Annotated in this window: 20 protein-coding genes; 13 read left to right on the top strand and 7 right to left on the bottom strand. The window is 71.0% G+C overall.

The genetic code is table 11. The annotated features are described in order from the left end of the window. Positions 1–37 precede the first annotated feature (37 nt). From ACIBHY_RS01095 to ACIBHY_RS01045, 11 genes are all read left to right on the top strand, one after another. Positions 38–1,489: a leucyl aminopeptidase gene (locus ACIBHY_RS01095; RefSeq protein ID WP_397305561.1), complete on the top strand. Its 1,452-nt coding sequence runs from the start codon at positions 38–40 to the stop codon at positions 1,487–1,489. 48 nt (positions 1,490–1,537) lie between these two features. Beyond that, positions 1,538–2,902, top strand: a complete 1,365-nt coding sequence (lpdA, locus tag ACIBHY_RS01090; RefSeq protein ID WP_397305560.1) for a dihydrolipoyl dehydrogenase — start codon at positions 1,538–1,540, stop codon at positions 2,900–2,902. Between the two features lie 21 nt (positions 2,903–2,923). After that, positions 2,924–4,393: a 2-oxoglutarate dehydrogenase, E2 component, dihydrolipoamide succinyltransferase gene (gene sucB / locus ACIBHY_RS01085; protein ID WP_397305559.1), complete on the top strand. Its 1,470-nt coding sequence runs from the start codon at positions 2,924–2,926 to the stop codon at positions 4,391–4,393. 371 nt (positions 4,394–4,764) lie between these two features. Next, positions 4,765–5,649, top strand: coding sequence for a TIGR01777 family oxidoreductase (locus ACIBHY_RS01080; RefSeq protein ID WP_397305558.1), 885 nt, complete (start codon positions 4,765–4,767; stop codon positions 5,647–5,649). A 31-nt stretch (positions 5,650–5,680) separates the two neighbouring features. Next, positions 5,681–6,418, top strand: coding sequence for a Type 1 glutamine amidotransferase-like domain-containing protein (locus tag ACIBHY_RS01075; RefSeq protein ID WP_397245640.1), 738 nt, complete (start codon positions 5,681–5,683; stop codon positions 6,416–6,418). A 38-nt stretch (positions 6,419–6,456) separates the two neighbouring features. After that, a complete protein-coding gene (lipB, locus tag ACIBHY_RS01070) occupies positions 6,457–7,131 on the top strand; it encodes a lipoyl(octanoyl) transferase LipB (RefSeq protein WP_397245638.1) in 675 nt (224 codons plus the stop codon). Between the two features lie 488 nt (positions 7,132–7,619). Next, on the top strand, positions 7,620–8,603 hold the full coding sequence (locus ACIBHY_RS01065; RefSeq protein WP_397245636.1) for a hypothetical protein: 984 nt from the start codon (positions 7,620–7,622) through the stop codon (positions 8,601–8,603). A 47-nt stretch (positions 8,604–8,650) separates the two neighbouring features. Continuing rightward, positions 8,651–9,580 carry a lipoyl synthase gene (lipA, locus tag ACIBHY_RS01060; protein ID WP_379611560.1) on the top strand — a complete coding sequence of 310 codons (930 nt, stop codon included), beginning with the start codon at positions 8,651–8,653 and terminating at the stop codon, positions 9,578–9,580. 116 nt (positions 9,581–9,696) lie between these two features. Beyond that, entirely contained in the window at positions 9,697–12,072 is a 2,376-nt protein-coding gene (locus tag ACIBHY_RS01055) for a beta-glucosidase (protein WP_397305557.1), read from the top strand. Positions 12,073–12,165: 93 nt separating this feature from the next. After that, a complete protein-coding gene (locus tag ACIBHY_RS01050) occupies positions 12,166–12,840 on the top strand; it encodes a DUF4191 domain-containing protein (RefSeq protein WP_379611558.1) in 675 nt (224 codons plus the stop codon). Further along, positions 12,840–13,601 carry a class I SAM-dependent methyltransferase gene (locus ACIBHY_RS01045; protein ID WP_397305556.1) on the top strand — a complete coding sequence of 254 codons (762 nt, stop codon included), beginning with the start codon at positions 12,840–12,842 and terminating at the stop codon, positions 13,599–13,601. The genes ACIBHY_RS01050 and ACIBHY_RS01045 overlap by 1 nt, the downstream gene beginning before the upstream one ends. On the opposite strand, the gene ACIBHY_RS01040 is transcribed toward ACIBHY_RS01045, so the two are convergent. Further along, positions 13,585–14,505 carry a hypothetical protein gene (locus tag ACIBHY_RS01040; protein ID WP_397245627.1) on the bottom strand — a complete coding sequence of 307 codons (921 nt, stop codon included), beginning with the start codon at positions 14,503–14,505 and terminating at the stop codon, positions 13,585–13,587. The genes ACIBHY_RS01045 and ACIBHY_RS01040 overlap by 17 nt on opposite strands. Next, positions 14,502–15,113: a TetR/AcrR family transcriptional regulator gene (locus ACIBHY_RS01035; RefSeq protein ID WP_397305555.1), complete on the bottom strand. Its 612-nt coding sequence runs from the start codon at positions 15,111–15,113 to the stop codon at positions 14,502–14,504. Before ACIBHY_RS01035 ends, ACIBHY_RS01040 begins: the two co-directional genes overlap by 4 nt. A 119-nt stretch (positions 15,114–15,232) precedes the next feature. Between ACIBHY_RS01035 and ACIBHY_RS01030 the strand changes: the two genes are divergently transcribed. Beyond that, the gene (locus ACIBHY_RS01030; protein ID WP_397305554.1) at positions 15,233–19,516 is read left to right on the top strand and encodes a GH92 family glycosyl hydrolase; all 4,284 of its coding nucleotides are present in this window, start codon (positions 15,233–15,235) and stop codon (positions 19,514–19,516) included. Between the two features lie 11 nt (positions 19,517–19,527). Here the strand turns inward: ACIBHY_RS01030 and ACIBHY_RS01025 are convergent, their stop codons facing one another. The 5 genes from ACIBHY_RS01025 to ACIBHY_RS01005 are packed head-to-tail and all read right to left on the bottom strand — an operon-like array spanning position 19,528 to position 24,718. Beyond that, positions 19,528–20,613: an SMP-30/gluconolactonase/LRE family protein gene (locus ACIBHY_RS01025; protein ID WP_397305553.1), complete on the bottom strand. Its 1,086-nt coding sequence runs from the start codon at positions 20,611–20,613 to the stop codon at positions 19,528–19,530. Next, on the bottom strand, positions 20,610–21,368 hold the full coding sequence (locus ACIBHY_RS01020; RefSeq protein WP_397305551.1) for an SDR family NAD(P)-dependent oxidoreductase: 759 nt from the start codon (positions 21,366–21,368) through the stop codon (positions 20,610–20,612). Before ACIBHY_RS01020 ends, ACIBHY_RS01025 begins: the two co-directional genes overlap by 4 nt. Beyond that, positions 21,365–22,207, bottom strand: coding sequence for an amidohydrolase family protein (locus tag ACIBHY_RS01015; RefSeq protein WP_397105126.1), 843 nt, complete (start codon positions 22,205–22,207; stop codon positions 21,365–21,367). The genes ACIBHY_RS01020 and ACIBHY_RS01015 overlap by 4 nt, the downstream gene beginning before the upstream one ends. After that, positions 22,197–23,378 carry a mandelate racemase/muconate lactonizing enzyme family protein gene (locus ACIBHY_RS01010; protein ID WP_397245615.1) on the bottom strand — a complete coding sequence of 394 codons (1,182 nt, stop codon included), beginning with the start codon at positions 23,376–23,378 and terminating at the stop codon, positions 22,197–22,199. The genes ACIBHY_RS01015 and ACIBHY_RS01010 overlap by 11 nt, the downstream gene beginning before the upstream one ends. Continuing rightward, positions 23,378–24,718, bottom strand: coding sequence for an aspartate aminotransferase family protein (locus tag ACIBHY_RS01005; protein ID WP_397305549.1), 1,341 nt, complete (start codon positions 24,716–24,718; stop codon positions 23,378–23,380). Before ACIBHY_RS01005 ends, ACIBHY_RS01010 begins: the two co-directional genes overlap by 1 nt. Before the next feature lie 218 nt (positions 24,719–24,936). On the opposite strand from ACIBHY_RS01005, the gene ACIBHY_RS01000 reads away from it, so the two are divergent. Further along, positions 24,937–25,677: an IclR family transcriptional regulator gene (locus ACIBHY_RS01000; protein WP_397305548.1), complete on the top strand. Its 741-nt coding sequence runs from the start codon at positions 24,937–24,939 to the stop codon at positions 25,675–25,677. The last annotated feature ends 47 nt before the right edge of the window (positions 25,678–25,724 follow it).

Here is a 25,724-nt window from a genome sequence, read left to right as displayed (position 1 = left end):
TGTGGGTACACTGAAAGCGCGGATAGCATCGGTTTACGTGACCACTGTGCGGCTGAACTCAGCAGATCCCGTCTCGTTCGACACCGACGCACTGATCGTCGGTTTCCACCCCGGCGCTGAGGGCCCGCGCCCCGTCGCCGAAGGGCTCGACGCCGCGTTCGGCGGGAAGCTGGCCGCCTCGCTCACCGCGGTGGGCTTCACCGGCAAGGCCGGCGAACTGGCCAAGATCCCGGCGTTCGGCGCCATCACCGCGCCGCTCCTGGTCGCCATCGGGCTGGGCGAGGACCCCGACGCCGAAGCGCTGCGGCGGGCGGCCGGCGCCGCCGTACGGTCGCTGGCCGGAACCACGCGCGCCGCGCTCGCGCTCGGCGGCGAGCCCGAGGCCGTCGCGCTCGGCGGGCTCCTGGGCGCCTACTCCTTCGCCCGCTACCGCACCGACGGCGAGCAGAAGAACCCGGTCGCCGAGCTGACCGTGCTGGCCGCCGAGACCGCGGGCGCCGCCGAGCGCGCCGGCGTCCTGGCCGAGTCCGTCACGCTGGTGCGCGACCTGGTCAACACCCCGCCATCCGACCTGTTCCCCGCGCGCTTCGCCGAGATCGCCGAGGAGGAGGGCGGCAAGGCCGGGCTGAACGTCGAGGTGCTCGACGAGGTCCAGCTCAAGAACGGCGGCTTCGGCGGCCTCGTCGCCGTCGGCCAGGGCTCGGTCAACCCGCCCCGCCTGGTACGCCTGTCCTACAGCCACGCCGACGCCACCAAGACGCTGGCCTTCGTCGGCAAGGGCATCACGTTCGACACCGGCGGGCTCAACCTCAAGCCGTCCGCCTCCATGGACTGGATGAAATCCGACATGGGCGGCGCGGGCGCGGTCCTCGGCGCCCTGCTCGGCATCGCCAAGCTGGGCCTCAAGGTCAACGCGGTCGGCTACCTCTGCCTCGCCGAGAACATGCCGAGCGGCACCGCCCAGCGCCCCTCCGACATCATCCACAGCTACAGCGGCAAGACCGTCGAGGTGCTCGACACCGACGCCGAGGGCCGCCTGGTCCTCATGGACGGCATCGCCCGCGCCGCCGAGGACGAGCCCGACCTCATCGTGGACGTGGCCACGCTGACCGGCGCCCAGATCGTCGCGCTCGGCTGGCGCACCGCCGGCGTCATGGCCAACGACGACGACCTGCGCGAACTGGTCGTCGACGTGGCCGGCTCCGTCGGCGAGGGCGCCTGGGGCATGCCGCTGCCGGAGGAACTGCGCAAGGGCCTCGACTCCCCCATCGCCGACATCGCCAACCTCCAGCCGGAGCGCTGGGGCAGCATGCTGGCCGCGGGAATCTTCCTGAAGGAGTTCGTGCCCGACGGTGTCAAGTGGGCGCACATCGACATGGCCGGACCCGCCTTCAACAAGGGCGAGCCGCACGGTTACACCCCCAAGGGCGGGACCGGCGCCATCACCCGGACCCTCATCGGACTCGCAGAGCGGCACGCGAGCGCCTGAAACAAATGAAAAGATGACGGCATCACGATCCCGACAAGGAGCCTTCCTGTGGCCTACGACATCGTCGTCCTAGGTGGCGGCAGCGGCGGTTACGCCTGCGCGCTCCGGGCGGCCGAGTTGGGCAAGTCGGTCGCCCTGATCGAACGAGACAAGATCGGCGGCACCTGCCTGCACCGGGGTTGCATCCCCACCAAGGCCCTCCTGCACTCCGCGGAGGTCGCCGACGAGACCCGCGAGAGCGAGTCCTTCGGCGTCAAGGCGCGCTTCGAGGGCATCGACGTGCCCGGCGTCCACGCCTTCAAAGACAAGATCGTCACGCGTGCCTGGAAGGGCGTGCAGGGCCTGCTGAAGTCGGCCGGTGTGACGGTCGTCGAGGGCGAAGGGCGCCTGGCCGGCGCCAACAGCGTCCAGGTCGGCTCCGAGGTCTACGAGGGCCGCGCCGTCGTACTCGCCACGGGGTCGGCGCCCAAGTCGCTGCCCGGTCTGCGGATCGACGGCGAGCGCGTCATCACGAGCGAGCACACACTGACGATGGAGCGCGTGCCGAGCTCGATCGTCGTGCTGGGCGGCGGCGTCATCGGCGTCGAGCTGGCCAGCGTCTACCGCTCGTTCGGCGCCGAGGTGACCATCGTCGAGGCGCTGCCGCACCTGCTGCCGGCCGAGGAGGAGTCCAGCTCCAAGCTGCTGGAGCGAGCCTTCCGCCGCCGCGGCATCAAGTACGAGCTCGGCGTCTTCTTCGACGGCGTCAAGACCACCGGCACCGGCGTGGTGGTGACGCTCGCCAACGGCAAGACCCTCGACGCCGAGCAACTGCTCGTGGCCGTCGGCCGCGGCGCCGTCTCGGCCGGCATGGGCTTCGAGGAGCAGGGCGTCCAGATCGAACGCGGCGCCGTCGTGGTCGACCAGCACTGCCAGACCTCCGTCCCCGGCGTCTACGCCATCGGCGACCTGATCGACACCCCGCAGCTGGCCCACGCGGGCTTCGCCGAGGGCATCCTGGTGGCCGAGCACATCGCCGGGCTCAACCCGCCGCCCATCGACTACGCGGGCGTGCCGCGGATCACCTACTCCGACCCCGAGGTCGCCTCCGTCGGCATCACCTCCAAGCAGGCCGCCGACCGGGGCATCGAGACCGTCGAGCAGGTCTACGACCTCGCGGGCAACCCCAAGAGCCAGATCCTCGGCACCTCCGGGGCGGTCAAGGTGATCGCCCAGAAGGACGGGCCGGTCGTGGGCGTCCACATGGTCGGGCGCCGCATCGGCGAACTCGTCACCGAAGCTCAGCTCATCTACAACTGGGAGGCGCTGCCAGCAGAGGTCGCCCAGCTCATCCACGCGCATCCCACCCAGTCAGAAGCCATGGGCGAGGCGATGCTGGCACTGGCCGGCAAGCCCCTGCACGTCCACAACTAAGAACTCGAGGAAGACATACCCATGCCGGTCTCCGTACAGATGCCCCAGCTCGGCGAGAGCGTCACCGAGGGCACGGTAACCCGTTGGCTGAAGAAGGAGGGCGAGCGCGTCGAGGCTGACGAGCCGCTCCTCGAAGTGTCGACCGACAAGGTCGACACCGAGATCCCGTCGCCGTCCGCGGGCGTCATCACCAAGATCGTCGTGGCTGAGGACGAGACCGTCGAGGTCGGGGCCGAGCTGGCGATCATCGACGAGAACGGCCAGGCGGGCGCCCCGGCGGCCCCGGCCGAGGAGGCCCCCGCGCCGCAGCCGGAGCCGGCCCCCGCCTCTTCGATCCCGCAGCCCGAGCCCGCCCCGGCCCCCGCCCAGGCGCCCGCCGCCCAGGCTCCGGCCGCTCCGGCTCCGGCCGCCCCGGCCGCTCCGGCCCCTGCTCCGGCGCAGCCCGCCGCTCCGGCGCCCGCGCAGGCCCAGGCTCCGCTGCCGTCGTCGGGTGAGAGCCCGTACGTGACGCCGCTGGTGCGCAAGCTGGCCAACGAGCACGGCGTCGACCTGGAGGCGATCTCGGGCACCGGTGTGGGTGGCCGCATCCGCAAGCAGGACGTGCTGGAGGCCGCCAAGTCCCAGCGCGAGGCCGCCGCCCCCGCTCCCGCCGCACCGGCGCAGCCCGCGGCTCCCGCCGCTGCCGCCCCGGCCGCTGCCGCCGCTCCGGCCGCGCAGGCTCCGGCTCCGGTCAGCGCCTCGCCCGAGCCGGTCGAGGTGGACACGACGCTGCGGGGCCGTACCGAGAAGATGACGCGGTTGCGTCAGACGATCGCCAAGCGCATGGTGGAGTCGCTGCAGACGGCGGCGCAGCTCACCTCGGTCGTCGAGGTGGACGTCACGAAGATCGCCCGCCTGCGGGCCAAGGCGAAGGACGACTTCCTGCGCCGCGAGGGCGTGAAGCTGACCTTCACCCCGTTCTTCGCGATGGCCACGGTCGAGGCGCTCAAGCAGCACCCGAAGCTCAACGCCACGATCAACAACGAGACCAACGAGGTGACCTACTTCGACGTCGAGAACCTCGGCGTCGCGGTGGACACCGAGCGCGGCCTGCTGGCCGCCGTCGTCAAGAACGCCGGCGACCTCAACCTGGCCGGGCTGGCCCGCAAGGTCACCGACCTCGCCGAGCGCACCCGCAACAACCAGGTGACGCCCGACGAGATCACCGGCGGCACCTTCACGCTCACGAACACCGGCAGCCGCGGCGCCCTGTTCGACACGCCGATCCTCAACCAGCCGCAGGTCGGCATGCTGGGCACCGGCGCGGTCGTCAAGCGTCCCGTGGTGGTGGACACGCCTGAGGGCGAGGTCATCGCGGTGCGTTCGATGGTGTACCTGGCGCTCACCTACGACCACCGCCTGGTCGACGGCGCGGACGCGGCCCGCTTCCTGACGACGATCAAGCGTCGCCTCGAAGAAGGCCGCTTCGAGGCCCAGCTGGGCCTGGCCTAGTTTTTCGCCCCCAGGGCCGTCCGACGGATCGTCGGACGGCCCTGTGCGTTTTCTCAGTGCGGTCCTTTCCGGCGGCCTATCGGTTACGGCAGGCCAAGCGGGCCACCGACCGCCGCCGTGGGCGGGCGGCCTCTTCCGAGCGGCCGGCAGCCGGACGAGGTTCCCGCCGCCACAAGGCACGATGGGGCCGGGCACCATGGCCCGGCTCAGCACCGCACAAGGGCGCCGAGCCCCGCCGTCCGCCCCGCGCGCCATGGCCTGTGTGCCGTGTGATCGGAGGGCAGGGCGTGGTTGTTGTTTGGGGTGCGTGTCTCGGTTTCCCCGGGGTTGCCTGACCGGCTTGCTGGGTGGGTGGAGCGTAGGGTGGGGGCATGGTGATCACCGTGACCGGGGGTTCTGGGCTGCTTGGGCCGGCGTTGATGGCGGCGCTTCGGGAGCGTGGGCACGAGGTGCGGCAGCTGGTGCGGCGGCCGGTGCGGGCCGATCATGAGTCCTTCTGGGATCCGGGTGCGGGGGTTGTTGATCCGGGTGTGCTTGAAGGGGTTGCCGCGGTTGTGCACCTGGCCGGGGCTTCGATCGCCGGGAAGCGGTGGAGCGGGCCGTACAAGAGGCTGCTGGTGGAGAGCCGGGTTCGTAGCACGGCCACGCTCGTCGATGCGATCGGAAGGCTCTCGGCGCCGCCCGAGGTGCTGGTGTCCGCCTCCGGGGTGGACTTCTACGGGGATACCGGGGATCGGGTCATCGATGAGGGTGCGCCGCTCGGGCGTGGGTTCCTTGCCCGGCTGTGTGAGGTCTGGGAAGGGACGGCCCGGGACGCGCCGGTGCGGAACGTGCAGCTTCGGACGGGGCTGGTGCTGAGCGGGAAGGGCGGGGCGCTCGGGCCGATGCTGCCGATCTTCCGGATGGGGCTCGGGGCGCCGCTGGGCTCGGGGCGGCAGTACTGGTCGTGGATTGCCGTGGAGGATTGGGTAGGTTCCGTGCTCCATGTCCTGGAAAATCGGGAAATCTCAGGACCGGTGAATCTTGTGGGGCCTTCTCCCCTGACCAACGCGGAATTCACGAAAACTCTCGGGCGGGCGCTTCGGCGGCCGACCATGCCGATCGGGGTGCCGGGGTTCGCGCTGGAGCTGGGGCTGGGCGAATTCGCCAAGGAAGCGCTGCTCCCGAGCCATCGCATCGTGCCGAAGAAGCTGGTGGACAGCGGCTACGGCTTCATCCATACGCGTCTCGATCAGGCACTGGCCGCCGTAATCTAGTCTGTCCGACACGATGTGGGGGAGCACAGTCATGACCAGAACCGGCCAGTCACACATCCTTGCCATCGGTGGTGGATCGTTCCGCCCGACGCGGCGCCACGGCTTTCTCCAAGCCAGCCCGCTGCTGCGCTACGGACTCGACCTCACCGGGCAGGACCGTCCCAAGCTGGGTCTCCTCGCCACGGCGATGGGCGATGACGCCGACTGGTTGCTGAAGATGTACGGCGCCTTCTCCCAGTGGGACGTCGAGGTGAGCCACCTGACGGTGTTCCCCATGCCCAATCTGGAGGATCCGCGGGCCTGGATGCTCGACCAGGACATGATCTACGTCAGCGGTGGCAGCGTGGCCAACCTGATGGCGTTGTGGCGGCTGCACGGCTACGACGAGATGCTGGAGGAGGCCTGGCAGTCCGGCGTGGTGCTGTCCGGGCAGAGCGCGGGCGCGCTGTGCTGGCACGTGGGCGGCAACACCGACTCGTTCGGCCCCGACCTGCACGTATGGGCGGAGGGCATGGGCCTGCTCCCCTACTCGTGCGGCGTGCACTACAACTCCGAGCCGCAGCGCCGCGAGATGCTGCAGGCCTCGGTGGCGGGCGGCGAGCTGCCCGGCGGGTACGCCGCCGACGAGGGCGTCGGCCTGCATTACGTGGGCACCGAGTTCATCCAGGCGGTCACCGTCGACCCCAGGGGCTACGCCTACCGCCTGGAGCACGACGGCGACGCCGGCGTGAAGGAGTTCAGGATCGAGCCCCGGCTGCTGACGTCCTGAATTACCCTTCATAGGTGAGGGAACGGCACAATGGACACATGCGCCACGCCTTGGCCATTGTGCGGCTCGGTGTCGATGTCCCCTACGAGCAGGCCTGGAACCTCCAGCGCTGGGTGCACGAGAAGCATCTCGCCGGAGAGCTGGGCGACACCGCCCTGATCCTGGAGCACGCGCCCGTCTACACCGCGGGCAAGCGCACCGCCCCGCACCAGCGCCCCGCCGACGGCACCCCGGTCATCGACGTCGACCGGGGTGGCCGGATCACCTGGCATGGGCCCGGCCAGCTGGTCGGGTACCCGATCGTGGCGGTCTCCGACGTCAGCGACTACGTGCGCCGCCTCGAAGAGGCCATGGTGCTGGTCTGCGCCGACTTCGGGGTCAGCGCGCGGCGCGTACCGCGCAGGGGCGGGGTGTGGGCGGTCGGGGACGCCGCCCTGGGCCTGCCGGACCGCATGCTGGGCGCGGTCGGCATCCGGGTGACGCGCGGGGTGGCGATGCACGGCTTCGCCCTCAACTGCGCCAACGACCCGCGCTGGTTCAACCGCATCGACCCGTGCGGCATCCCGGGCGCCGGCGTCTCCACCCTCTCCGCCGAGACCGGCCGCCGCATCGTGGTCGAGGAGGTCATGCCGATCATGGAGAAGCGGCTGGCGGACGTGCTCGGCCTCGAGTCCTACGACGTCCACGAAGAAGACCTCCTCCGCCACCGCTGACCCACCCCGCCCGGCCCGGACGGGATGTGCCCGACCGGCCAGGACGGGAGTGTGCCTGGCCCGGCCCGACGAGTCGACACGCCCGGATGGCCGAGCCAGGTGGGCCGGACCCGAACGGATGGGCCGCGAGTTCGGCCACCGAAGGGCGCAGGCCTGGCGGGAGGGACAGTGGGCCGAGCAATGGGGTCGAGGCCGACAAGCGGGCGACCGTGTCGGAGGTTGGCGCGCGGAAGAGCGGTGGAGCCGGGCGGGCGTGAGGCCGGCACCCGTGCAGCCGCACAGATGTGAGACGGCACAGGTGTGAGACGGCACAGGTGTGAGGCCGATGGCGAGTGAGGCAGGGGTTGGCGGAAGGCGGGGCCGGGGCTGGGGCGGTGGGTGGGATGGAGTGGGGCGAAGAGGCCGGGGTTGGGGAAATGTCGGGCTGGTAATCGAATCGGCATCCAATTGCGGTTGATTCCGGATGAGGCGTTTCTACGATCGGGCCTGTGAAGCGTCTTCTGGCTCTCGTGCTGTCGCTGATCGTCCACGCGCTGACCCTGGCCTTCATCCTGGCCGGTGGCGCGCTCATCGCGGTCAATCCCGGCGAGGTTCCCGCCTGGGTCGCCGGGGCTCTTCTGCTGGCGGTCGGGGTCATGCTGCGGCCGCGTCTCGGGCGGCTGGCCGCCGATGCCGAGGTGCTGGCGCGCTCGTCCGCCCCCGAGCTGTACGGCGCCGCCGCCCGCGTGGCCGGCGCGCTGGCCGTCAAGCCGCCGGCCACCGTGGCCATCATGGATCTGGGCGTCGACGCCACCTACACGCGGATCGGCCTGCGGCGTACCCCGGTGGTCGTCGTCGGGCTGCCGCTGTGGCTGGCGCTGACACCGAGGCAGCGGGTAACGCTCCTGGCCAGGGCCTACGCCGAGGGCAAGATCGGCGAGGGGCTCATCGTGGGTGAGGCGCTGTCCACGCTGGCGGAGTGGCGGATGGGGCTGGTCGGCGCGGCGCCGCTGAAGCAGCGCGAGGAGGCCAGGGTGGTCATGGACCGCGCCTCCCTGGGCGTGATGCACGCGCCCGGCGCCTCCTACGAGGCGGCGGGACTGCTCGGCCGGATCTTCGGGCGGGTGCTGGGCGGCCCGGTGCTGCTGGCCGAGTACGCGCTGACCCGCCTGGTACGCGCGGGCGACGGCCGTACCCGGGAGGAAAGGCGGGTGCTGACGGCCAGGGTGACGTCGGCGGAGGAGCTGGACGAGCTGGAAGGCCTCATGGCCAGCGGCCGCTATCTCGCGCCGATCCAGGCGGCGGCGCTGCGCGGGGAGAGCGTCTCGGCGATCAGGCAGGACGCGCTGACCAGGGCCAGGCTCTCCGACGACGGCGTGCTGACCTCGGCGCCGGGCTCGGAGCTGCTGGGGGCGCGGGAGTCCGGGCTGATCGACGAGGAGTTGCTGAAGCACTACACGCGGGCCATCCGCGGGTTCGGGCTGATCTCGTGATACTGGTCGGGTCATGGGATGTTCTCGAGGGGACGTAAGCTGGGTCCGTGACCGTTGCCCCTGAAGGCCGAAAGCTCCTCCGCTTGGAGGTGCGCAACGCCGAGACCCCCATCGAGCGCAAGCCCCCGTGGATCAAGACCAAGCTGAAGACGGGCCCCGAGTACACCGAGCTCAAATCGCTCGTGCGCCGGGAGGGCCTGCACACGGTCTGTGAAGAGGCGGGCTGTCCCAATATCTACGAGTGCTGGGAAGATCGCGAGGCGACCTTCCTCATCGGCGGCGACCAGTGCACCCGCCGGTGCGACTTCTGCCAGATCGACACGGGCAAGCCCAAGGAGTACGACAAGGACGAGCCGCGCAGGGTCGCCGAGTCGGTTCAGCAGATGGGCCTGCGCTACGCCACCGTGACCGGCGTCGCCCGTGACGACCTGCCCGACGGCGGCGCCTGGCTCTACGCCGAGACCGCCAGGCAGATCCACACGCTGCTGCCCGGCTGCGGCGTCGAGCTGCTGGTGCCCGACTTCAACGGCGACCGCGAGCAGCTGGAGGAGGTCTTCTCCAGCAAGCCGGAGGTGTTCGCGCACAACGTCGAGACCGTGCCGCGCATCTTCAAGCGGATCAGGCCGGCCTTCCGGTACGAGCGTTCGCTCGGCGTCATCACGATGGCCCGCGAGGCGGGGCTGGTGACCAAGTCCAACCTGATCCTGGGCATGGGCGAGGAGCGCGAGGAGATCGTGCAGGCGATGCGCGACCTCCACGAGGCGGGCACCGATCTGCTCACGATCACGCAGTACCTGCGGCCCACGCCGCGCCACCACCCGGTGGAGCGCTGGGTGAAGCCGGAGGAGTTCGTGGAGCTGCAGGCCGAGGCCGAGGCGATCGGCTTCGCCGGTGTGCTGTCCGGTCCGCTGGTCCGCTCGTCGTACCGGGCGGGCAAGCTCTACAAGCAGGCGATCGAGGCGCGGCAGAGCGCCTGATCCGGCTGACGGGAAACCGCATCCCTCACCGAGGGGTGCGGTTTTTTCAGGCCCTCTATGTAACGCAAAGGTCACAAACCTAGCTCTCGGTCGGTTTTCTGGTTAACACTGACGGGGTGGATTTCGACGAACTGATCAACAAGCTGGATCTCAGCACCAAGATCCGCCTGCTCACCGGGGCCGACATGTGGTCGCTGCCCGCGATCCCGGAGATCGGGCTCGACCGGCTCGTGATGAGCGACGGCCCGATCGGCGTACGCGGCGAGCAGTGGAGCGCCGTGGACCCGTCGATCGCCCTGCCCAGCCCCACCGCGCTGGCCGCCACGTGGGACGTCGGCCTGGTCAGGCAGGTCGGCCGGCTGCTCGCCCAGGAAGCCCGGCGCAAGGGCGTCCACGTGCTGCTGGCCCCCACCATCAACCTGCACCGCACGCCGCTCGGCGGACGGCACTTCGAGTGCTTCTCCGAGGACCCGTTCCTCACCGGGGAGGTCGGCGCGGCCTACGTCGAAGGCGTCCAGGACGGCGGGGTCGGCACCACGCCCAAGCACTTCGTGGCCAACGACTTCGAGACCGACCGCTTCACCGTCGACGTCAAGGTGACCGACAAGGTGCTGCGGGAGACGTACCTGGCGCCGTTCGAGCGGGTCGTGCGGGCGGGCGCGTGGGGTCTCATGAGCGCCTACAACTCGGTCAACGGCACGACCATGACCGAGCACTCCGACCTGGTCAACGGGGTGCTGAAGGACGAGTGGGGCTTCGACGGGTACGTGGTGTCCGACTGGACGGCGGTGCGCTCCACCGAGGCCGCCGCGCTCGGCGGCACCGACGTGGCCATGCCGGGACCGAACGGGCCGTGGGGCGAGAAGCTGGAGGCCGCGGTCCGCGAGGGGCGGGTGCCGGAGTCGGCCGTGGACGACCGCGTCCGCCGCATCCTGCGGCTGGCCCAGCGCACCGGCGCGCTTCACGGGGGCGCGGGCCGTACCGGCGGATCGGCGGTTTCGATCGACGGGGTGGCGCTCGCGCGTGAGGTGGCCGCGCGCTCGTTCACGCTGCTCAGGAACGAGGGCGGCGTGCTGCCGTTCGCGGGCGTGCGGACGCTCGCGCTCATCGGGTCGGCGGCCGACGAGGCGCGGATCATGGGCGGCGGCAGCGCCCAGGTCTTCCCCGACCGGATCGTCTCGCCGCTGCAGGGGCTGCGCGAGCGGGACGGCGTCGAGGTGCGGTACGCGCTCGGGACCGACCCGCGGCTGCGCTTCTCGCCGCTCAACGCCCCCGCCACCGCGCTCTTCCTGGACGGCGACGGCCAGGTGCTGACCGAGGCGGCGGTGCCGATCGCCGAGGCGCGCTGGGTGGGCCAGCCGCCCGCGGGCGTGGAGCTCGACCGGCTGGCCGCGGTGGAACTGCGCACCAGTTACACGGCGGACGTCGCCGGGGAGCACCAGTTCTCGGTCGCGGGCGTCGGCCGCTACACCTTCACGATCGACGGCGCGACCGTGTTCGACGACGCCATCGTCTTCGAGGGCGACGACCCGGCCGCCGGGCTGCTGCACGCGCCGGAGCGGCGCTTCACGCACGCGCTCGAGGCCGGGCAGACCGTCGAGCTGTCGCTGCGCCAGCACGAGGTGGCCAGCTTCAACGGGATGACGCTGATCCTGTTCACGATCGGGCACGCCAACCCGTCGGCCGGCGAGGACGAGCTGCTGGCCGAGGCGGCGCGGCTGGCCGCGGGGAGCGACGTGGCGGTGGTGGTGGCCTCGACCACGCTGGAGGTGGAGAGCGAGGGGTTCGACCGGGAGGACCTCAAGCTGCCCGGCCGCCAGGACGAGCTGATCGCCGCCGTGGCCGCGGCCAACCCGCGCACGGTGGTCGTGGTCAACGCCGGCTCCCCGGTCGAGATGCCGTGGGTCTCGGACGTGGCGGCGGTCCTGCTGACCTGGTTCCCCGGCCAGGAGGCCGGACCGGCGCTGGCCGACGTGCTGTTCGGCGACGCGGAGCCGGGCGGGCGGCTGCCCACGACCTGGCCGGTGTCGCTGGAGGACAGCCCGGTGGTCAACGTCACACCTCTGGACGGGGCGGTGCCGTACGACGAGGGGTCCTTCATCGGTTATCGGGGCTGGGAGAAGGCGGGGCGGACTCCGGCCTTCTGGTTCGGGCACGGCCTCGGGTACACGTCGTGGGCCTACAACGCCGTGGACGCCAACACCGAATCGGTCACGGTTTCCGTCACCAACACCGGTGAGCGGCGCGGGCGGGAGGTCGTGCAGGTGTACGTGGCTCCGGCCGGTCCCGGTGAGCGGCCGGCGCGCTGGCTGGCCGGGTTCGCTGTGGTAGAGGCGGAGCCCGGTGAGACCGTCGTGAGCACGGTGTTCCTGCCCGAGCGCACGTTCCAGGTGTGGGGCGGGGACGGCTGGACCACCGTGCCCGGCGCGTACACGGTCGAGGTGGGCGCCAGCGTCGCCGACCGGCGGCTGACGGCTGACATCAGCGTCTGAGACCGGTGAACAGGGGCGTGCCCGGTCCGGGCGCGCCCCTTTCCCGTGGTCACGTTTTCATCTCGGGGGGCTGGGCTTTGTATCCTTCAAAGCATGGCAACCGCAGAAGAGAAGCCGGGGCGTATCAAGCAGCTCCGCATGATCGCGCAGATCATCAAGCAGGCCAACCCCAAGGGGCTGCCGATCGTCTTTCTCTCGGCGGTCGCCACCCTGGCCGTGGCCGTGGTCATCGGCCTCGTCATCGACCAGCTGATCTATTCGATCATCCTCGGCATCATGCTGGCCTTCACCGTCGGCCTGGTGGTCTTCGGCCAGCTCGCCCAGCGCGCGCAGTACTCCATCCTGCACGGCCAGACCGGCGCCGCCGCGGCGGTCCTGCAGGGCATGCGCGGCAACTGGCAGGTCACCCCGGCCATCTCGGTCAACCGCGACCAGGACCTGATCCACATGGTCGTCGGCTTCCCCGGCGTCGTGCTGGTCTCGGAAGGTCCGGGCAACCGGGTGGCCAAGATGCTCACCGCCGAGAAGAAGCGCATCTCCCGCGTGGCGCTCGGCATCGAGATCTACGACCTCCAGTGCGGTGACGGCGAGGGCCAGATCCCGCTGGCCAAGCTGCAGCGGCACATCATGAAGCTGCCGCGCAACCTGAAGAAGCCCGCGGTCAACGAGGTCAAGGACCGGCTGCGTTCGCTGCCCAAGAACATGCCGCTGCCCAAGGGCCCGATGCCCAAGGGCGCGCGGGTCCCGCGCGGCCCCAAGATGCGCTAGTGCTGTCGCCGTCGTCGCGGGCCAACCGCTGGTGGTGGGACGGCAACGCCGACGAGTACCAGGTCGAGCACGGCCACTTCCTCGGTGACGCGCGGTTCGTGTGGTGCCCGGAGGGTCTCGACGAGGCCGAGGCCCGGTTGCTGGGCGAGGTGCGCGGGCGCGAGATCCTGGAGATCGGGTGCGGGGCCGCGCAGTGCGCGCGGTGGCTGGCCGGGCAGGGCGCCCGGGTGGCCGCCTTCGACATCTCCCACCGGCAGCTGCGCCATTCCCAGCGCATCGACCTGGAGACCGGGGTGACGGTTCCGGCCGTCCAGGCGGACGCCGAGGCGCTGCCGTTCCTCGACGCCCGGTTCGACCTGGTCTGCTCGGCTTTTGGGGCGCTGCCGTTCGTGGCCGATCCGGCGGCCGTCCTCCGTGAGGTGCGCCGGGTGCTGCGGCCGGGCGGGCGGTTCGTCTTCTCGGTGAGCCATCCGATCCGGTGGGCGTTTCCCGATGATCCCGGGCCGCGGGGGCTGACCTCCGACCGGTCCTACTTCGACCGCGCGCCGTACACCGAGACCGGCGAAGGCGGCGAGGTCACCTACGTCGAGCACCATCGCACGCTGGGTGACTGGATCGGGCTCGTGGCCGCGGCGGGACTGCGGATCGACGGGCTGGTCGAGCCCGAGTGGCCGCCGGGGCACGAGCGGGTGTGGGGTGGCTGGAGCCCGTTGCGCGGGCGCAACCTGCCCGGCACCGCGATCTTCAGCTGTAGCGCCTAGCCATGGCGCGGAAGACCGCCTTCGGCTCCCAGCGGGTGTCGTCGAGCATCCTGACCACGCCGTAGGAGCCGAGGTCGCCGGCGTTCTGGCGGGTGTAGCCGGCGAAGGTGAACCACAGCGCGGTGTCGACGCCCTCCCGCTCGAAGACGTCCATCAGGTCCTCGAGGTAGCGGACCTGCTCCTGCTCATCGGGTACGGCGTCCGCCGGCGGCTGCCAGGCCATGCCGCCGAGCAGACCGGCCCCCGTGTAGGCGCAGGTGCCGAACTCGGTCACCACGACGGGCTTGCCGTGGCGGGCGTGGGCGCGGATCTCCTCGGGAAAACTCTCCAGGTTGTACGCCGCGCGGTAGGCGTCGACGCCCACCAGGTCGAACGGCGTCCAGTCGATGGGCTCCCACGGCGCGCTGGCATAGGTGACCGGGCCGTCGAAGTGCTCGCGCACCGTCTGGGCGGCCTCCGCCAGGAAGGTGTTGAGCCGTTCGATGATCGGGCCGAGGTTCTCCCACCAGGCGGTCTCCGCGTCGGCCATCAGCTCCAGGCGCTCGGAGTAGGTGTCACCGGGCATGAAGCCCTGGCCGAAGGCGCTGGTCTCGCAGCCGGTCACCATGACCGTCCGGCCGTCGAGCGCCTGGGCGCGGCGGGCGCACTCGGCGTAGAGGTCGAGCATCTCGGCCGTGGACCGGTCGACGGGGAACGGCGCGAAGTAGACCTCCAGCCCGGCAGCGACGGCCTCCTCCGCCGCGACGCTCAGCCGCCCGGGGTCCCTGCCCGACACACGTACGGTCGAGCAGTGCAGGTCACCGGCGATGACCCGCATGTCGGCGCGGGCCGTCTCCCGGTCGAACACCGCTCGCGTGCCGGGCTCCGGCAGGAAGCCGGTGTCGTAGTTGATGCCCTTCTTCATGTCCCATGTCCCCTTTCCAGCAGGTCGAAGGCCCGATCCACGTCGGGACGCAGCGACTCCCCCGCCTCGCGCAGGCCCATGCCTCCGGCCAGGCGATCGAAGAAGGCCTCCTGCAGCAGCAGGATCGTCGCGGTGATCTGGGCCGCCATCAGGTCGGCGGTGAGGTCGTCGGCGGGCAGGTGCCAGGTGTCGCGCCCGCTCAGGACCATGGCCAGGGCGGCGCGCTGGCCGTACTGGATCTCCTGCATGGCGGCGGTCAGCGTGGGGCTCGCGATGATCACTTTCATCCTGGTCATGAGCTCCGGTATGTCCACCTCCGCCTCCAGGTGCTCGGCGAAGAGCAGGTAGTGCTCGCGCAGGGCGCGCAGGGGGGTCTGGCCACGTCTGCGGCAGCCGACGACGCCGGCGATGTCCTCTTCGACGCCGTCGAGTACCAGGGCCTCCTTGTTCGAGAAGTAGTTGAACAATGTCACCTTGGCCACGCCGGCCGCCTCCGCGATCTCGTTGACCGTGACGGCCTCGAAGCCTCGTTCGGCGAACAGGCGCAGGGCGGTGTCGCCGATGTGCTTGCGCCGCTGCGCCTTCTTCTCCTTGCTCACCCCGACCATGAGAGGAACGATAATGCGTACCGGGTTCAAAAGTAAACCCGGTACGGTTCTGTGCATCGGCCATTGACAACGTTGTCTTTTGGGTTTCTTCTGGTGACAACGTTGTCAGGGAGGCTCGTATGCGCAGAACGCATCTGGCGGTCGTGACGGCCGTCGCCGTGGCGGTGTTCGCGGGGTTATCCGGGGTGGCGGCGGCCGATCCACCGCCGTCACCGCTGCCGTCGGACGCCCCGTCCGCGGCCCCCACCCATCCGGCTCCGATCGAGGAGCGGCCCTCGGCCCCGCGGGCGGCGGGCCCGAGCCGGGTCGGCGCGGCGCCGCCCGGGGCGCTGTTCCACTCCTCCTTTGAAACGGGGCAACCCCAGCCCGACTGGGTCAACACGCCCGAGGAGGGCAGGCCGGCGGAAGGGGTCACCGGGAGCACCACGGGCGGGATTCCGGGCAACATCACCGACGAGATCGCCGAGGTGGCGGCCAGCGGCGAGTACTCCCAGGCGGGCGAGGTCAAGGAGAACCTGCTCGACGGGGACGTCAACACCAAGTGGCTCGTGTTCACCTCGACCGGCTGGGTCTCGGTCAGGCTGACCAAGCCGATCAAGGTCGTCCGCTACGCGCTGGCCAGCGCCAACGACGCGGCCGAGCGGGATCCGCGCGACTGGGCTCTGGAGGGATCCCAGGACGGGCGGAGCTGGACTGCCGTCGACACCCGTGCGGGCGAGGTGTTCGACGCACGGCTGAAGACGCGGGAGTTCGAGGTGGCGAACGCGGCGCCGTACCTGCACTATCGCTTGAACGTGACCCGCAACGGGTCCGGCGGGATCGTGCAGCTCGCCGAGCTGCAGTTGTCCGACGGGGACACGGCGCCGAAGCCGCCCTCGCCGATGCGCGGTGTGGTCGGGCCGGGCCCCGGCAGCGGGTTCGCGGCCAAGCTGCGCGCCGGGTACACGGGGCTGCAGGCCTTCCGGTACTCGGGCAGCACCACGCGTGAGCAGGGTGGGCGGGCCACGAACAAGGTGTTCGAGACCGACATCGAGGTGGCGGCCGACACCGAGCTGTCCTACAAGATCTTCCCCGAGTTCACGGGGGCGTCGACGGCCTATCCGAGCACCTTCGGGGCGGTGGATCTGGCCTTCGCCGACGGGACCTATCTGAGCGACCTCAAGGCGGCCGACCATCACGGGGTCACCCTGAGCCCGCGCGCCCAGGGGGTGTCCAAGACCCTGTACGCCGATCAGTGGAACCACAAGAAGGTACGCGTCGGGGACGTGGCCAAGGGCAAGCGGATCAAGCGCATCCTCGTGGGCTTCGACGCGCCGGCCGGGCCGCTGTCGTTCAAGGGATGGCTGGACGACGTCACGCTCGCCCCGGCCGACGACAGGAAGCCGGGCAGCGTGGCGGACTACGCGCTGACCACGCGGGGCACACACTCGACGGGCGGCTTCTCGCGGGGCAACAACTTCCCGGCCACGGCGGTGCCGCACGGGTTCAACTTCTGGACGCCGATGACGGGGTCGGGGTCGAACTCCTGGCTGTACGAGTACCACCGCAACGGCAACGCCGACAACGTGCCGACCATCCAGGCGTTCGCCGCCTCGCACCAGCCGAGCCCGTGGATGGGCGACCGGCAGTCGTTCCAGGTGATGCCGTCGCCGCTGGCCAGGCCGAACGCGGACCGGGTGGCCAGGGCGACGCCGTTCTCGCATGACAAGGAGACGGCGCGGCCGTACTACTACGGGGTGGATCTCCTGAACGGGATCCGCACGGAGATCGCGCCCGCCGACCACGCGGCGGTCTTCCGCTTCACCTTCCCGGGTGACGGCGGCAGCCTGATCTTCGACAACTACAACAACGACGGCGGGCTCACCGTCGGCGCCGACGGCGTGGTGAGCGGCTTCACGGACGCGCGCAGCGGACTGTCCGCCGGGGCGACGAGGATGTTCGTGTACGCCGTGTTCGACCAGCCCGTCACCGCCGGTGGCAAGCTGACCGGCGCGGGCCGCGACAACGTCACCGGCTACACCGCCTTCGGCGCCAAGCAGGTGACCATGCGCATCGCCACCTCGTTCATCAGCGTGGAGCAGGCGAGGCTGAACCTGGCCGAGGTCGCGGACGGGTTCGAGCCGGTGAAGGCGCGGGCCAAGCGGGCGTGGGAGGACAAGCTGGGCGTGATCGAGGTGGAGGGCGCCTCGCGGGACCAGCTCACCACGCTGTACTCCAACCTGTACCGGCTGTTCCTGTATCCGAACTCGGGCTTCGAGAACACGCCGCAGGGGCCGAGGTACGCCAGTCCGGTCTCGCCCCCGGCCGGGCAGAACACGCCCACGCAGACCGGGGCGAAGGTGGTGGACGGCAAGATCTACGTCAACAACGGGTTCTGGGACACCTACCGCACCACCTGGCCCGCGTACGCGCTGCTGTCGCCGCAGGCCGGGGAACTCGTGGACGGCTTCGTCCAGCAGTATCGCGACGGCGGCTGGATCGCGCGCTGGTCCTCGCCCGGCTACGCCGACCTGATGGTGGGCACCAGTTCGGACGTGGCCTTCGCGGACGCGTACACCAAGGGCGTGCGCGGGTTCGACGCCAAGGCCGCCTACACGGCGGCGCTGCGCAACGCGACCACGGTGCCGCCGAACGCCTCGGTGGGCCGCAAGGGCATGGCCACGTCGGTCTTCCGCGGGTACACGGCGCTCAACGAGGTCGGCGAGGGCCTGTCGTGGGCGGTGGACGGCTACATCAACGACTTCGGCATCGCCGAGATGGCCAAGGAACTGGCCAAGACCGCCACCGGCCCAGAGAAGACGAAATATCTCGATGAAGCCGAATATTTCGGCAATCGGGCGCTCAACTATCTGAACATGTGGGATCCCGCCACGGGCTTCTTCCAGGGCCGCGACTCCACCGGCAAGTGGCGCCATAGCAAGGCCACCTACGATCCCCGCGTCTGGGGCTTCGACTACACCGAGACCAACGGCTGGAACATGGCCTTCCACGCGCCGCAGGACGGCGTGGGACTGGCCGGCCTGTACGGCGGCCGCCCGGCCCTGGCCAAGAAGCTCGACGACTTCTTCACCACCCCGGAGACCGCCACCTTCCCCGGCTCGTACAACGGCGTCATCCACGAGATGCGCGAGGCCAGGGACGTGCGCATGGGCCAGTACGGCCACAGCAACCAGCCCAGCCACCACATTCCCTACATGTACAACTACGCCGGGCAGCCGTGGAAGACGCAGGCGAAGGTCCGCGAGGCCCTGTCCCGCCTGTACCTCGGCAGTGAGATCGGCCAGGGCTACGCCGGTGACGAGGACAACGGCGAGATGTCGGCCTGGTACCTGTTCGGCGCGCTCGGCTTCTACCCGCTCCAGATCGGCAGCCCGCACTACACCGTCGGCTCGCCTCTGTTCACCAAGGCCACGGTCCACCTGCCCTCGGGCCGCGACCTGGTGATCAACGCACCGGCCAACAGCGCGAAGAACGTCTACGTCCAAGAGCTCAAGGTCGACGGCAAGGCGTGGTCGTCGACCTCGCTGCCGCACGACGTGCTGGCCCGCGGCGCCGTACTGGACTTCGCGATGGGACCGGAGCCGTCGGCCTGGGGAGAGCCGCTGAACTCGATCACCCCGGACGGCGCGACGCCGCGCCCGCTGCGCGACATCCCCGTGAGCGGCGGCCCGGCCGCGCTGTCGGACGACACCTCGGCCACGACCGCGCAGCTGTCCGGCCCGGTCACGCTGCGCGCGGGCACCAGGGAGAAGGTCTCCTTCTACACGCTCACCTCGGCGCAGACGGGGCCGTCGTCGTGGACGCTGGAGGGCTCCCTGGACGGCACCACCTGGACGGTCGCCGACCGGCGGCAGAACGAGCCGTTCACGTGGTCCCGCCAGACCCGCCCCTTCAAGATCGCCAACCCGGGCCGTTACGCCCACTACCGCCTGACCGCCACGGGAACGCTGGCCGAGCTGGAACTCCTGGCCCGGCCCGACCCGGCCTGCACCCAGACCGTCGCCGGCACCCATCCCGGCCCGCTCACCGTGAACTCCGGCGTCACGTGCCTGGCCGCCGGGGCGAAGGTGACGGGGCCGGTGGTCGTCCGCGAGGGCGCCGGCCTGTACGCGCTGGACTCGGCCACGATCGGCGGCCCGCTCAGCGCGGCGGGCGCCGAGACGGTCGCGCTGCTCGGCACGTCGATCGGCGGCCCGCTCTCGGCCACCGGCGTGGCGGAACTGTCGCTGGAGGCGGTGACCATCGGCGGACCCGCGGCGCTGACCGGCAACACGGGCCCGCTGATCGCCGCCTCGGCTGTGCGGGGTCCGCTGACCTGCACGGGCAACCGGCCGGCCCCGACCGCCAACGGCCTGCCCAGCACCGTGGGTGGACCGGTCACCGGGCAGTGCCGTTCACTCTGACCCGTCAGGGCTCACCCGGCGAACGGTGTGGGCGGGACTCCCCCGCCCACACCGGTCACCGCCAGCAACGACCCGCCGTCGGGGGCTGCGGTGGTCACGTAGAGCGTGCCGCCGCCGAAGGCGCAGCTCGTGGGGCGGGCGCAGGGCGTCTCGACGACCGTGTCGAGCCGCCCTTCAGGCGTATAGCGGTGTACGGCGGCGCCGTCCCAGACCGCCACCCAGACACAGCCGTCCTCATCGACGGCCAGACCGTCGGGCAGCCCGCCCCGGACCCGCGCCACCACGCGCCTGCCGCTGATGCGGCCCTCGTGGACGTCGAAGGCGTCGAGGGTGCGGGCCGGGGTGTCGATGTAGTACATGGTGCGGTGGTCCGGGGCCCAGCCGAGGCCGTTGGAGCAGGTGACGCCGGCGAGCTCGGTGGTGGTACGGCCGTCGGGAGCCACCCGGTAGAGGGCGGCCGTGCCGGGGCGGTCGGTGCACATGGTGCCGATCCAGAAATGTCCCCACGGGTCCACGGCGCCGTCGTTGAACCGGGTGTCGTGCGGCAGCTCCCACCGCCCCAGCGGCACTCCCCCGGGCTCCAGGGTCAGCCGGTCGCCGCGGGCCACCACCAGGCCCCCGCCCCGTCGCGGGGCGATCGCCGTCACCATCCCGGCCCGAGGATCGCCACCCCGCCCTCCGGAGCCCCCGCCTCGCAACCCCGTGCCTGGGGCGCCCCGGCCGGGGAAGTCCGTGCCTTCCAGCAGATCGGGAGAGGAGGTTGCGCGGCCACGGGAGGGGGCCGAGCCGAGGGCGACGGAGCTCATGGAGCCGGGAGTCGTGGAGCCCCAAGGGGTGGCGAGGTTGGAGCTCGTGGAGTCGAGGGAGGTGGAGGTGGTCGTGCCGGGAGGGGTTGGGGGCGGGCGTCCGTGAGAGGGGGCGGGGGTGCGAGGGGTGGGGGTGGAAGGGGTGAGGGTGGAAGGGGTGGGGGTGTAGGTGTGGATCATGCCGCGGGGGAGGTCCACCCAGAGCAGGAGGCCGCGGCCCTCGTCCCATACCGGGCACTCCCCCAGCTCGGCCGTCCCCGGTACCACGACCTCCGCCCGGAGCCGCCTCACAACGAGTTGCGGTAGGGCGGCATGAAGCGTAGCCGCGGCATCTGGTCGGCCAGGACGCCGCCATCCACCACGAGGGTGGCGCCGGTGACGTAGCGGGCCTGTTCCGAGACCAGGTAGCGGACCGCCCCTGCCACGTCCTGCGGCGTGCCGTACCCGCCGTGAAGGGGGATGCGCTCCTCCCACGCCCCCTCGAACGCGGCGCGGTCGAGCGGGAAGTCGCCGTCGATGGGGGTGGCGATCATGCCGGGGGCGACCGCGTTGACGGTGATGCCGTGCGGGCCCAGTTCGGCGGCGAGCGACTTGGTGGTCAGCTCCAGCGCGGCCTTGGAGGCGTTGTAGTGGGCCAGTCCGGCCTCGGCCACGAGGCCGTTCTTGGAGGAGATGTTGACGATCCGCCCCCGGACGCCGTCGGCGATCATGTGCTCGGCCACCCGCTGCGCCAGGAAGAAGGGCGCCTCGCTGTTGACCCGCATGACCCTGCGCCACTCCGCCACGGTGATCTCGTTGAAGTGGCGCAGCGAGGCGATGCCCGCGTTGTTGACGAGGACGCCGATCGGGCCGTGCTCGCGCCGGACGCGGTCGACCAGTGCGGCGATGGCCTCGGTGTGGGCGAGGTCGAAGGCGTAGGAGGGCGGGGGTTCGGTGCCGGGCAGGTCGACGGACACCACACGGAGGCCGGCGGCGAGCAGGTCGGCGGCGATCGCCTGGCCCAGGCCGCGGGCGGCGCCGGTCACCACGGCCAGTTCGGCGCTCACGACAGGCCCAGCAGGTCGAGCGACGGGCGGTGGATGAGCTTCTCGATCTCCTCGCGGTCCAGTGGGGGCAGGCCGGGGATGCCGGGTACCGCGCCCACCGCGCGCAGGCCGTCCACGGAGGCGTTCACCGTGGTGAAGGGGTAGTCGCTGCCGAACAGCAGCTTGTCCCACACGCCGTAGTCCTGGACCAGCCGCAGGCTGTGCCACAGCTGGAAGGGCCGGTAGTGCAGGGCGGAGACGTCGGCGTAGACGTGGCGGTGTTTGCGGATGACCGCGATGCACTCCCCCTCGTACGGATGGCCCAGGTGGGCCAGGACCATCCGCAGCCCGGGATGGCGGATCGCGACCTCGTCCAGGTGGACGGGCAGCGCGTACCGCAGGGGCGCGGCCGAGACGAACGTGGTGCCGGTGTGCACGAGCAGGGGGAGCCCATGGGTCTCGGCGTAGGTGTAGAGGTCGTCCAGTTCCGGGTCGGCCGGGTCGAATCCGGCGTACATCGGCATGAGTTTGATGCCGCGCAGTCCCAGGTCCTGGTGGCCGTGGACGAGTTCGTCGCGCCAGCCGGGCTGGGTGGGGTCGAGCGCGAGGTAGCCGATGAGGCGGCCGGGGTGGGCCGCGGCGTAGGCGGCCACCTCGGCGTCGTCCACCCACAGGCCCGACCGGCGCGCCTTGCCGCCGACGACGATGGTCGTCGTGTCCTCGGGTGCGGTGGCCGCGTAGCCGGCCCAGCGCACGGTCAGGTCCACCTCTCCCCCGTGGGCCCTGGCCGACTCGGCCGCGAACGGGTCGCCCAGGTCGCCGGGGCAGGAGAACAGGTGCGAGTGGACGTCAACGATCACGCTTTTCCCAGCCTTCGGCGAACATGTTCCAGAAGCGGTGGGACGGCGGGTGCTCGGCGAAGACCTCGTCGACCAGTTCGATCCCGAGCCCCGGCCTCTCAGGAATGCTGATGTATCCGGACTCGACGGGCAGCGCGCCCCGCACCGCGTCGTGGACATGCGGGTCCACCATGCCGTCGAACGTCTCCAGGATCAGGAAGTTCGGCATCCCGAGCACCGCGTGCACGCTGACCGTGGTGCAGACCGGCGAGTTGGAGTTGTGCGGCGCGACCAGCATCGCGTGCACGTCCGCCTGCGCCGCCAGCTTCCTGACCTCGGTGAACCCACCGGCCATCGACAGGTCGGGCTGGATGATGTCCACCGCGCCGGTGGCGAACAGCCGCGCGTACTCGTAGCGGTTGTGGAAGTGCTCCCCGCCCGAGATCGGCATCGTGGCCCGCTGCCGCAGCTCGGGGTAGCGCTCGATGTGGGTCCAGGGCAGCGGCTCCTCGAACCAGCCGAGGTCGAACGGCTCCAGCTCCCGCACCAGCCGCTGGGCGGTGGGCATGGCGAAGCGCGCGTGCCCCTCCACGAACAGGTCGGCATCCGGTACGGCCGCGCGCACCGCGGCCACGATCTCCACCGACAGCCGCAGCTCCTGCCTGGACAGGGACCCCAGCCCGGCCCCGAACGGGTCGAACTTGAGCGCGGTGTAGCCACGCGCGGCGACCTCGCGGGCCTTGGCGGCGAACGTCTCGGGGTCGCGCTCGCCGGTGTACCAGCCGTTGGCGTACACCCGGACCCGCTCGCGGCAGGCGCCGCCGGTCAGCCGGTAGGCGGGGACGCCGAGCGCCTTGCCCATGATGTCGTAGAGCGCCTGGTCGATCCCGGAGACCACGATCCCGCCCACGTCGCCGCCGCGCAGGAAGTCGCCCTGGTACATGCGCAGCCAGATCTCCTCCACGTCGAAGGGATCGGCGCCGATCAGGTGGCGTTCGGCCATGGACTCGGCCAGCGAGCACGTCTCGCGGCCCCGGTAGGGGTGGGTGATCTCGCCGACGCCCGACAGTCCCTCGTCGGTGTGGACGCGCACGTAGGAGAAGTCCCGCCACGCCGTACCCAGGGAAAGGGTCTCCACGCGGCTGATGCGCCCGGCCGGTCCGGTGGGGCGGCTCTTGTCGACGGTCAGCATCAGCGGGTCCCGCCCATCGTGCTGGCGCCGCTGAGGTCGAGGTCGGCGCCGGTGGCGAGCTGGGCGCTGGCGGCCAGGGCGGCCGCCTCCAGCAGGTGGTCGACGTCGGCGTCGGTGTGGGCGTAGGAGACGTGGCTGCGCTTGAGGTTCAGCGGCAGCTCGAAGATGCCGTGTTCGAGCAGCCGGCGCCGGTAGCCGATGAACATGCTGGCATCATTGCGCAGCAGGTCGTCGTAGGTGCGGGCGGGTCCGTCCATGAAGTACTCGACGAAGACCGAGCCGTATCCGGTCACCAGTGAGGGGACGCCCAGCGAGGAGAAGATCCCGGAAAGGCCGGTGCGGATGCGCTCGCCCAGCCGGAAGACGTGCTCGTGCACCGGCTCGGACTGCAGCTTGCGCAGGGTGGCCAGCGCGGCGGCGACCACGGCCGGGTGGCCGTTGTAGGTGCCGGCGAAGAAGGCGGGCCCACCGGGCCGGGAGCTGAACAGGTCCATGAGGTCGGCGCGGCCGCCGATCGCGCCCACCGGGTAGCCGTTGGCGATGGCCTTGCCCATGGTGGTCAGGTCGGGTGTGATCCCGCTGATCGCCTGCCAGCCGCCGAGGTGGTGGCGGAAGCCGGTGATCACCTCGTCGAAGACCAGCACGCTGCCGGCCCGGGTGCACTCCTCGCGCAACGTCCGCAGGAACTCCTGCTCCGGAAGCAGGCAGCCGACGTTGTGCGGCACCGGCTCGACGATGACCGCGGCGATGTCGGCGCCGTGCTCGGCGAAGGCCTGCCGTACCGCCTCGGCGGAGTTGAACGGCAGCACGAGCGTCGCGTCGAGCACCTCGGGCAGGATCCCGGCGGAGATGGGGTCCTTGCCGCCCACGCGGTCGGGGGCGGAGATCACGTTGAGGCTGACCGCGTCGTGCCAGCCGTGGTAGCAGCCCTGGAACTTGACCACGAACCGCCGCCCGGTGGCCGCCCTGGCCACGCGCAGCGCGTGGAAGGTGGCCTCGCTGCCGGTGCTGGTCAGCAGCACCTGCTCGACGCTCGGGACGAGCTCGGTCAGCGCCTCGGCGAGCTCGACCTCGTCCTCGGTGACGCCCACCCCGCACAGGTCGACGGTACGGCCGGCCTCGGCGACGGCCGCCGAGACGTCGGGGTCGTTGTGACCGAGCAGGGGCGGGCCGAAGGCCGCGTGGTAGTCGACGTACTCCCGGCCGTCCCGGTCGCGGAAGCGGGCGCCACCGGCCTTGGCGATGACGAGGTCGCCGAGTCCCGGGACGTTGCGCTGCCCGCTGTTGACGCCGCCGGGGATGACCCGGCGGGCGCGCTCGGAAAGGACACGCTGATTCAAGATCTCTCCTCGAAGCGCGCACGTCGCGGCCCAGCCCGGCCGCGGCGAGCACTGACGATCCACCGCTGATGTGCATTTGCCGAACGCTGTTTGGCATAACCGAACAGCTTGGAAGGACCATAAACAGCCCAAGGCCTGGGTGTCAACGACGAACTCCGCTAAGCTGTTCGGTTGTGACGAACACTCCTGCTGAGGATTCGCGATATTGGGTGCGGAGCGTGGCCCGCGCCGCCGAGGTTCTGGAGGCCCTGAGCAAGAGCGACGGCGGCGTGAGCGTGACCGACCTGGCCGCCGCCTGCGGGCTGAGCAAGAGCGCCGCCTTCGCGACCCTGTACACGCTGCGCCAGTACGGCCTCGTGGCCGACGACGGCGAGGGCATGAACCGCCGCTACCGGCTCGGCATGGCGCTGGCCAGGCTCGGCTCCCGCGCCCAGGACCAGCTGAGCCTGCGCGACGTGGCCCGGCCCGCGCTGGTCGAGCTGACCCGGCAGACCGGGATGAACTCCCGCCTGGCGGTGCCCGACGAGGGTCAGGCGGTCGTCGTCGACCAGGTCAGCAACGGCGAGCGCATCCAGGTCGACCTGCGCATGGGCACCCGCGAACTGCCCCACTGCACCGGCCTGGGCAAGGCGCTGCTGGCCGAGATGGCCGACGAGGAGGTGACGGCGCTGGTCGGGCGGGTCGGCCTGCCGTACCGGACGGGGCACACGATCACCGACCTGCCGGTGCTGCTCGCGCACCTCAAGACGGTCAGGGAGCTCGGCTACGCGGTCGACGACGAGGAGGACGCCGACGGGATCTTCTGCATCGGCAGCGCGCTGCGCGACCACACCGGCGCCTGCGTCGGCGCGATCAGCATCACCTCGCTGAAGCGCGACCTGCCGGCCTGGCGTTATCAGGAGCTCGGCCGCCAGGTCAGGGCCACCGCCGAGCAGATCTCGGGGGAACTCGGCGCTTGACAGAACCCACGGACGCTGTCTAGCGTCCACGGCTAATCGTTTCGGGC

The sequence above is a fragment of the Nonomuraea sp. NPDC050547 genome, from assembly GCF_044457345.1.
Classification (GTDB): Bacteria; Actinomycetota; Actinomycetes; order Streptosporangiales; family Streptosporangiaceae; genus Nonomuraea.
Note: the sequence above shows the minus strand (reverse complement) of the source record. Positions and strands in the feature narration are given on the sequence as shown.